At 61.8% G+C, this 9,051-nt stretch carries 9 protein-coding genes; 3 read left to right on the forward strand and 6 right to left on the reverse strand.

Annotated features, from left to right (window positions below; translation table 11 throughout):
* Window positions 1-71: 71 nt before the first annotated feature.
* Entirely contained in the window at window positions 72-512 is a 441-nt protein-coding gene (locus KF757_06165; GenBank protein ID MBX3322558.1) for a hypothetical protein, read from the forward strand.
* A gap of 83 nt (window positions 513-595) precedes the next feature.
* On the opposite strand, the gene KF757_06170 is transcribed toward KF757_06165, so the two are convergent.
* Window positions 596-1,534, reverse strand: coding sequence for a fibro-slime domain-containing protein (locus KF757_06170; GenBank protein MBX3322559.1), 939 nt, complete (start codon window positions 1,532-1,534; stop codon window positions 596-598).
* A gap of 211 nt (window positions 1,535-1,745) precedes the next feature.
* On the opposite strand from KF757_06170, the gene murA reads away from it, so the two are divergent.
* On the forward strand, window positions 1,746-3,050 hold the full coding sequence (gene murA, locus KF757_06175) for a UDP-N-acetylglucosamine 1-carboxyvinyltransferase (GenBank protein MBX3322560.1): 1,305 nt from the start codon (window positions 1,746-1,748) through the stop codon (window positions 3,048-3,050).
* Between the two features lie 104 nt (window positions 3,051-3,154).
* On the opposite strand, the gene KF757_06180 is transcribed toward murA, so the two are convergent.
* From KF757_06180 to KF757_06200, 5 genes are all read right to left on the reverse strand, one after another.
* Entirely contained in the window at window positions 3,155-3,994 is an 840-nt protein-coding gene (locus KF757_06180; protein MBX3322561.1) for a hypothetical protein, read from the reverse strand.
* A 361-nt stretch (window positions 3,995-4,355) separates the two neighbouring features.
* Window positions 4,356-4,505 carry a hypothetical protein gene (locus tag KF757_06185; protein ID MBX3322562.1) on the reverse strand — a complete coding sequence of 50 codons (150 nt, stop codon included), beginning with the start codon at window positions 4,503-4,505 and terminating at the stop codon, window positions 4,356-4,358.
* Between the two features lie 194 nt (window positions 4,506-4,699).
* Window positions 4,700-5,116: a response regulator gene (locus tag KF757_06190; protein ID MBX3322563.1), complete on the reverse strand. Its 417-nt coding sequence runs from the start codon at window positions 5,114-5,116 to the stop codon at window positions 4,700-4,702.
* A 30-nt stretch (window positions 5,117-5,146) separates the two neighbouring features.
* Window positions 5,147-6,295 (reverse strand): lysophospholipid acyltransferase family protein, encoded by a 1,149-nt coding sequence (locus tag KF757_06195; protein ID MBX3322564.1) that lies wholly within the window; start codon window positions 6,293-6,295, stop codon window positions 5,147-5,149.
* A gap of 16 nt (window positions 6,296-6,311) precedes the next feature.
* Window positions 6,312-7,679 (reverse strand): hypothetical protein, encoded by a 1,368-nt coding sequence (locus KF757_06200; GenBank protein MBX3322565.1) that lies wholly within the window; start codon window positions 7,677-7,679, stop codon window positions 6,312-6,314.
* 363 nt (window positions 7,680-8,042) lie between these two features.
* On the opposite strand from KF757_06200, the gene KF757_06205 reads away from it, so the two are divergent.
* On the forward strand, window positions 8,043-8,807 hold the full coding sequence (locus KF757_06205; GenBank protein MBX3322566.1) for a hypothetical protein: 765 nt from the start codon (window positions 8,043-8,045) through the stop codon (window positions 8,805-8,807).
* The last annotated feature ends 244 nt before the right edge of the window (window positions 8,808-9,051 follow it).

Below are 9,051 nucleotides of genomic sequence, written 5' to 3' on the forward strand. Positions count from 1 at the left end.
GCCACCCGCCAGACCCCGCCAGGCCCCCGCCAACGCCATATCCACCTCCCGGCACCTCTGTTGTACCGCACATGGCTGTGAGATCCCTCATCGCCTCCAACGCCGTTCTCGGGCTTTGCCTGCTTCTGACCGCCTGTGCCGCTCCTGTGCGCCCTCCCGAGGCCCGCCGCAGCCCCGGCTTGCACATGGGCTCATCTGGCGCAGCCTGGGATGCCGTACTGCCCGGACCCCTGGTCTCGGCGGCCGGCCTGACACCCCAGTACTCCCCAGAGTTTGCCCGTCGCGACGCAGCACTCTCGCACCGCCCCAACACAGCGGTCGTCGCGATCGACGACTGGCCCCAGCGTGCCCGCCCCGATCTCGACCGCGCACGCCGATTCAACATGCCACGCAACGCAGACGCCGTCCTGTACTTTGACCTCGAACAGCCCGCTTCGCGCCAGCATCACCACAACGACCGTCGCAACGACTGGCCCCCCTACGACCGCTACCGCCCCGGCAATCACTGGTGAGCAAAGAAACAGGCACGCGCGATCTTTCGACCGCCCGTGCCCGGCGTTGAAGAGGGGAGTCGTCACAGACCATCAACCGTTGATCAATCGTACAGAGCCGTCGTCGGAGGCAGCGAGATCGTCTCGAGCTTCAGGTTCGTCTCCACTCGGAAGTTCGAGCGCGTCGTCCTTCGCTCGGCAAAGAACAGACTCAGCGAAGCGCGCTGCCCATTCTGCAGCCAATCGAGACGATCAATCTCGATGCTCTGCGACACCGCACCGTGCACCCCGCCCAGGTCGATCACAAGCTTCCCGTCGATGAACACCCACACGTCGTCGTCGCCGAAGAACGTGAACACCTGATTCGTCCCGCGCTGGACCACGAACGTCGTTTGCAGTTCAAACGTGAAGTGATAGTTGTGGTGATACGTCGGGTCCATGTCCCCGAAGAGCAGGTTATCGATCGGGAAGAACCCCTCTCGCTGCGTCGTGTTGTCGTTGTCGTGCGCGTGGAAGAAGTACGTCGTGGTCCCGGGAATCCGCTGCAACGTGATCGGCAGCACCATCGACAGATTCACCCCCGGTACATCCCGGAACCACTGGTTGAACGTCTCCGCACTCGTGATCGCACGATTGGAGTTGTTGGACAGCGTCCCCGCAACATCTCCACGCGCGGCACTGTACATCGCAGGGCGGATCTGCCGACCCGCAGAATCCTTGTACTGCTTGGACACGGTCTGCCCGAACGCATGCTTGAACACCGGCTTGCCGTCGGCGCCCAGATCGTCCTGCACCAGCCCGACCACATGCCCCGTGTTGTAGTTTTCAAAGTCCTGATGCCCATTCTGCACGCCCCACTTGCGGAAGTCGCGCACCACGCCCGAGATCTGGATCGTCTCGGGCATCATCACCATTTCGCTGCCCTCGCTCACACTGGTTGCTGTGCCCGAGAACAGCATGACGCTTGCCGCGAGCACGCCGCATCCGCATAGCCCCGCAGGCAGCTTGATCATCGAGAAACGGGAAGGCCTGTTCGCTTGCATCGTCAATCCTCCGCCCGCCGGGCTCTCCGCCCAAGCGGTCTTGCTTCCCTCAACTCTCAAAAACAAACCCCCATCCTGCAAGCGACACGCGCGACAAAACCCCCGCAAGCGCGCCTTCTGCACCGCGCACGCAAACCTTGACGTTTGCAACCCTGTTTCTCCCTCGCGCGATTGTCCGATATCATCCACAACGCACCGAAAGGACTCCGGCATGGACGCATTCACCATCGAAGGCGGGCGAAGGCTCGAAGGAACCACCAGGATCAATGGCTCCAAGAACGCCGCCCTGCCCCTCATGGCCGCCGCTCTGCTGACCCCCGAACCCGTGATCCTCCGCGACGTGCCCGACCTGGCCGACATCACCAATATGAAGAAACTCCTCGACACCCTCGGGTGCGAGGTCATCGAGTCCGAAAAGAACGCCGAGCCATCGCTCACCCTGTGCGCACGCGATCAGTCACAGAGCCACGCCCACTACGACATCGTCCGCACCATGCGGGCGGGGATCTGCGTTCTCGGACCAATGCTCGCCAGCCGAGGCGTCGCCCGCGTCTCCCTCCCGGGTGGGTGCGCAATCGGTGAACGCCCGATCGACCTCCACCTCCGAGGGCTCGCAGCCCTTGGCGCCCAGATCAGCCTCGACGGTGGCGACGTTGTCGCGACCGTCCCGACTCAGGGTCTCCGAGGCACAACCATCTTCCTCGGCGGTCCCTTCGGCTCAACCGTCCTCGGGACCGCCAATGTCATGTCCGCTGCCGCCCTGGCCAAAGGCACCTCGATCATCGAATCCGCAGCCTGCGAGCCCGAAATCGTCGATCTGGCCAACCTCCTCAACGCAATGGGCGCACGCATCACCGGCGCAGGCACCCCCCGCATCACCATCGAAGGCGTCAAAAGCCTCCACGGCGCTATACACACCGTCATCCCCGACCGCATCGAGGCCGGCACCATGATGTGTGCTGCCGCCATTACCAACGGCTCGCTCACCATCACCAACACTCCACTCGATGCCATGCTCGCCGTCACCGATCGCCTTGTCGATCTCGGGGTTCACATCGACATTCTCGACAACAAGGATCCCATGCGGGCCACCTGCCGCATCAGTTCCGAACGCATCCTCAGGCCCATCCGCGTCACGACCCAGCCCCATCCGGGATTCCCCACCGACCTGCAGGCCCAGGTCATGGCACTCCTCTCCATCGCTGAAGGAAACTCCATCGTCACCGAACGCATTTTCCCCGAACGGTTCCTCCACGTTGCCGAACTCGGCCGCATGGGTGCCCAACTCCACCGCCAGGGCGCAACCGTGGTCGTCACCGGCGTGCGCGAACTCCACGGCGCACCCGTCATGGCATCTGACCTTCGCGCTTCGGCCTCCCTCGTCATCGCCGCACTCGCTGCCCGCGGAACCACCATCATCAACCGTGTCTACCACATCGACCGAGGCTACGAACGCCTCGAACATCGCCTCGCCAGCCTTGGCGCAGCCATCACACGCACCGAAGGCTCGGCCTGAGAACGCGGTAGATTCGGCACTCCCGCCGCTCTTCCGCCACCAATGCGCATGAAAAAGGGCGACCGACCCCGGCCGCCCTTGCGCTCAGCTGAATCTCCCGAATCTCACGCCGCCTGAGTCACCGGCGTGCAGTTCGACACGCCCTGCTGCGGATTCACACACATGAACGGAGCAAACCCGCCGAACGGCATCGGGTACGCCGCAATGCGCCCAGTGTGCTCAACCTGCTGCCCATTGGTGTTGGTCGTCACCGGAGTCTGGCCGTTGAACGGAGTGTTCACCGGCGAAACAGCCTGGTAGTTGAACGGAAACTGACCGTTCCACACATTCGCGTTGCCGATGCCGAACGGCTGCGCCAGGCCGAACGGATACACCGTGCCGAACGGCTGTGCAAACCCATTGAAGTTCTGGGTGCCACCGAACGGAGCGATGTTGGTCCACGGCGCGATGTTGGTCCACGGCGTGGTGTTCGACCACGGCGTGGTATTCGCAAACGGAGTCTGCACACCATTGAACCCGATGAACGGATTGACCTGGTTCCAGCCAGTGGCTGTGAACGGACTGAGCGTGTTCCAGCTGTTGAGCGTGTTGAACGGATTGAACGTGCTCACCGGCGAAGTGCCGATGGTGTTCGACACCAAGTTGTTCCAGAAAGGTGACCACCCGTTCGCAACAGTGTTCAAGCCGCTGTTGAAGCCATTGGTGTACTGGCCATAGAACCCACCAAACGGCGTCTGGTTGTACCCGCCAAACGGCACCTGGAACGGATTGAAGTTCGTCGTGTTCCACGGCGTCGTCGTGTTCGAGCCGACGAACGGAGTCTGCCAGTTGTTCCAGTGACTCGGACCAAAGTTCCCCGGCGTGAACGAGGGAATGCCGAACGAACCATAGAAAGGCGTCTGGGCAAACGGATACGTATTGAATGGATTAAAATTCGTGTTCATGCGGTCGTCTCCTGCAAAACCAGTGTTCTTATCTCTCGCGCGAGCACATCGCCCGCGACGAATCCAGACCATCGCTCCAGCAGCCCTCGGCCCCGGACTTCGATGCCACGCGGAACATTCCGCCATGGACCCGATTGATCGGCAAGAACACCAGCCAACATTGGAGAATCGACCTGTTGTACAAGGTTTACTCCTGCACACCCGAAACCAGCAAAAAATGCGCATCGCCCACACCCAAGCGTGCAACTCCCACGCCATCAACGCATAACGACCGCGCAAGCCCGCGCGCGCACGCCCGGCGCAAAGCACGCAACGCTCATCTCATTTCCGATAACGTACAACAGAGCATCCGGCACAACGCTTATCCAAACGTCTGCCCGCTCTCCATGTCCTGCAACTTCCAACCAAGCGAACGGCAGATGCGGCTCAGTACAGGCCACGCCACGTCCTGATCCGTAACTGTCACAATCGCCTGTTGAATCGCGTCCTGCGTTGTCGGATACTCAATCACGATTCCAGGACCATGCAGAACCTCTGTCCCGTTCGATCGCCGTGGCGATCCATCCGGCGCCGTATTGAACGGTGCAAGAATACGAACAAACTCCCCCTCATCACCCAGAGGCACAAACCCGGAACCTGGCTTTGCGCCATCCTCCAACCGAAAGAGAACCAATTGCCGCTTCCTCGCCACTCAGACCCCCAAACTCAATCGTCTTCCGCGCCCGCTTCCAGATCTCGATTCTGAATCAGCGTGTCGACCATGTCGATCAGGCGCTCCAGAGGCACCGGCTTGAGCAAATAAGCATCAACGCCCAGAGACTCAGCGTAGGCCTGATGCCGACGCCCTTCGTTGGCCGTCACCATTACCACCAGCGGGCTGTCCTCATGCCCCTTGATCCGCTCGAGCGCCAAAAACCCCGATCGCCCCGGCAGCATCATGTCCAGAATGACCACATCAGGGTCCTCCTCCATGCACAGCCTCACTGCCGTATTCCCATCCGAAGCCGACAGCGTCTCGGCACCTTCGGCTGCAAACGCCACCATCATCGACTCCAGCACGTCCCGGTCGTCATCCACAACCAGCACACGCACATCCGTCAGCCTCTCACGCGATCTTGCCACGACAGGTCTCCTGTATTCGCCATCAACCGTCTAAGGCAGCCTCTCAAGCCCATGCTCCGCCAGATACGCCCGATCCCGATCACTTTGATCGCAAATCGTCTCGACCTCTGCCTCGCTCAGCCATGGAAGCGTTTGCAACTTCTCCCGCAACCTCGCCGGCATGGGGCTGTTGAACTTCTCATGCGCAGGCCGGCTCTTCCAGATCCGATGCATCCACAGGTACTGTTCCGGCGCAATCCTCACCATCTGCTCAATTGCACGCCTGTACCGCGCCGTGATGTAAAAAAGTGGGTCCGGATGCCCCTCCCAGTCCGCAGGCCTGATCACATCCGTCAACTCAACCCGGTACCGAAGCCCCCCATCATCATGCCCACCTCCCACGTCCCCGATGTGCGACTCTCCTTCACGCAGCCGACGGGCACTCGCGCACACCACATTCGCCTTGTGTTGCATCGCCATCAACCCGATTGCCTTGTAACTCGATGTCAGGCGGCCAAAAAACGGCACAAAGATCCCGCGATCGCCCGCGTTCTGATCGGCCACAAAACCCACCGGAACTCCTTGCGCCATCAGCCTCGGCAGCATCGTCGCCGCGCCAAACTTGTCGACCAGAATCAACCCGCGCCGTGCCCGCGTCCGCCGCAGCCATCGATCCACCGGCTTCATATCCAGAGGCCTGTACAGCGCGTGAATGGGGAACCCCAACACCGCCATCGTGTACCCCATCATTTCCCAATTCCCACAGTGCCCCGTCAGCATCAGACTCGGACGACCCTCAATCAGCGCCTCGAGTGCCCCATCCAGATTCCCCAACTCCACATGCCTCAGCCACGCATCGCCCGACAACAACCGTGGCATACACGCGATCTCCACCCCCAACTGAAACAGGTGGCTGAAACTCGCAAGCACCAGATCGCGCGCACCGGCTTCATCAATATCGCGCAACGCAAAGCGCACACGCTCCGACGCCGCCTCGACACGCCTGCGATTGAACCTCGCGCTGCCGTACAAACGCCCGAGCGCCGCCGCTCCAGCGATCGACGTAGAGACCCCCACCATCTGTGGCAGTGTCGTAACGCCGCGCACCGCTCCATACACCAACGGATGAAGCAACGACGGAATCTGGGCCTTCTTCTTCTTGCCGCCGCGAGCCGGCGCCCCGCCCACCGCACTCGCCATAGCTTGGCTCACAGCATCAATCCGGGATCGACCCGATCAACGTATACAACCGATTCTCGTTGAGCACCGGAATCGACGTTGACGCCGCACGCGCGAACAACTGGTCATAGTTCGACACCACCGTCTGAAGCCTCACATACTCCTGAAGCACCTCAAGCGGCGCATCAGGACCAGGCTGCGGCGGAAGCACCGGCTTCTGCCCGAGCACCAGGAAGTCCACCCCGCCCGTCAACTCGGACTGCACAATCCCGCCCCAACTGCGAATCAGCGACTTGAGATCCTCGCCCTCTTCGCGCGTCGCCAGCCCGTCGCGATTGACATCAAAGTTGCCGTACACCACAAACCGGTATTCCTTCTTCGGGTCGTACACCGGATTGGCAATCACGTCCCCACGCGTAATCGGGTTGCCACGAGACTCACGCACAATCCGCGCCCGGCTCGTGTCACGATCAATATCAATCACTTCCACCACAGCCTTGCCTTCGTTGTACTCGCCCGTCGTCGGGTCAGGCCTCAGCCTCGATGCATCCGCATACACCGAAAACGTCATGCCAAGTTGAATCTTGTCCCGACGCCCAAGACTGATCACCACCTCATTCGACCCCGGGCGAATCTCCACCACGCGGCCATCGACCAGCGCCTCCTCCGCCATCGGCCTCAGAGTATCGCCCGACCGAATCCCGCGAAGGCTCGCGACCTGATCCTGCAGCAGCGCGTTCTCCGTCTGCAACCGCGACAGCCGCTCCGAAAGCGCCCGCTCACGCTGCGTATGTGAATCCGTCCGACGCTCGATCTGCTCACGCATCTGCACCTCAAGCGTGTCCACGTTGTCGCGGTACATGTTGATGCGACCCTTATAGTCATCGATCTGGCTCGTCAGATCCGCGATCGTCGCCTGCGCCTCGCGCTCGATACGACCGATCCGATCCGCCTCAGCCTGCGCATCCTGCTGCGCCGATCGACGTGAAGCCTCCGCATTGGCAACCTGCCGCTCAAGTTCCTGAATCTTGCTCGCCTGCGAACGGATCCGCCCCATCAGCGACTCGCCCTGCGACAGCAGCGACCCCGCCTGCGTCTGCATGTCCGTCACCGACATGTCAGGCCGCCCCGAAACTGTCCGCATCACCAGGCTCTGCTGCTCCATCAGGTGCGCCACCGCCGACTTGCCGCGCGCTTGCTGAATCACCTCTCGCACTGTCGGCATCTCGCGCTCAACATCACGAATGAACAAGTCATTGCGACCGCGTGCCGCTGCAATCTCACGATCCGCCGCCTGTTTCTGCGAATAGAACACCATCGTCAGCACAAACAGCGCAGCGCTGAGCACCGCCAGAACTGTGATCGCGATTCCGACTCCGATTCCCGCACTGGTTCGACCCGCCATGCTCAACGCTCCACATCAAAAAAGTTGCCCGACGCCGGCCATGCACGCATGCCACCCGCAACACGCACACACCCCGCCCCAGGGGGATCGTGTCCGCTCCCTGCGCGCTACGTCCGCCCGCAGCCCCCGGTTGCACATGCATCCCGTGGGACATCAAGTGTCTCGCCTTCAACCCCCCACGTCAAGCCGAAGACTTTTCCAGCATCTCAACACAAGGGTAAATACTACACGTTCAGAACCCGTACATTGCGACGCCCGTTACATCAACAAGTCCCACCCACTGTTAGACTGCACCTCACTTGGCCTTTGAATCGCCTTGCTCGCACACACCCGCAACAGCCTGCACCAAACAAAGGAGCTGCAATGTCCACCCTCAAGTTCATCCTCGTCGGAATGTTCTGCATTGCCTTCGCCGGATGCCAACAACCAGCCCGCAGGCCGCCTGTCACCACGCCCGTTCCCACCACAACCGAAGGCCCACTCACCGGCAAAGCCGTCGTCGAAATGCCAATCGGCGTCACCGGATCCGACGCCATCATCCTTCCATACTCGATCCAGCGCCTCGCCGGACCGTTTCAGGATTCCGACCCATTCACGCGTGGGGGATATGCCGCCACCGCTTCACGCGCTTATGACTCCTCATACACACGCTCGAACTCCATGCATCACGTCCGCTGGCACAATGCCGTCATCCAGAGGCCGCGACACGACGACATCCTCGTGCTCCAAGGCCGAGGCGTGATCAGTCGCTACGGCTTTCTTCACTCGCGGCACGACCCACAGGAAGGCACAAGGGCGCTGGCGATCGCATTCCTCGTCACCACCAATGACAGCAACAATGATGGCTACCTCGACGACCGCGACCCAACCGAACTTTACATCTATGAAGTAGCGACCGCCACGATCCGCGCAATTTCACCCGAAAACAGCCAAGTCTGGTCGGTCTCATTCTCCCCGGAAACACAAACTCTCTATATGAGCGTCGTACAAGACACCAACAACGACGGACGCTTCGACCACCGCGACGAGCCGACGCTCTATGCCTACCGCCTCCACACCCGCGACGTCGCTCAGCCGGTGCTCAGCGAAGCCACACTCCGCAACCTGGAACGATCCGTCGGTCGCTGAACCCGCTGCTGAGATTTTTTCCCCTGGTTACTTGCCCCCCCCCCCCCCCCCCCCCCCCCCCCCCCCCCCCCCCCCCCCCCCCCCCCCCCCACACCGGCCGGCGCCGCGTGGGGGTGGGGCTGACCGGTCGGGCTCGCCCTGCTCGCAGCCCGCGGGCAGCGCAAGCAGCCGCACCTCGACGACAAGACGATCGTCGCGTGGAACGCGCTGATGATCCGGGCCCTTGCGACCGCCTCGGTCGTGC

The organism is Phycisphaeraceae bacterium, from assembly GCA_019636795.1.
Taxonomy (GTDB): Bacteria; Planctomycetota; Phycisphaerae; order Phycisphaerales; family UBA1924; genus JAHBWW01.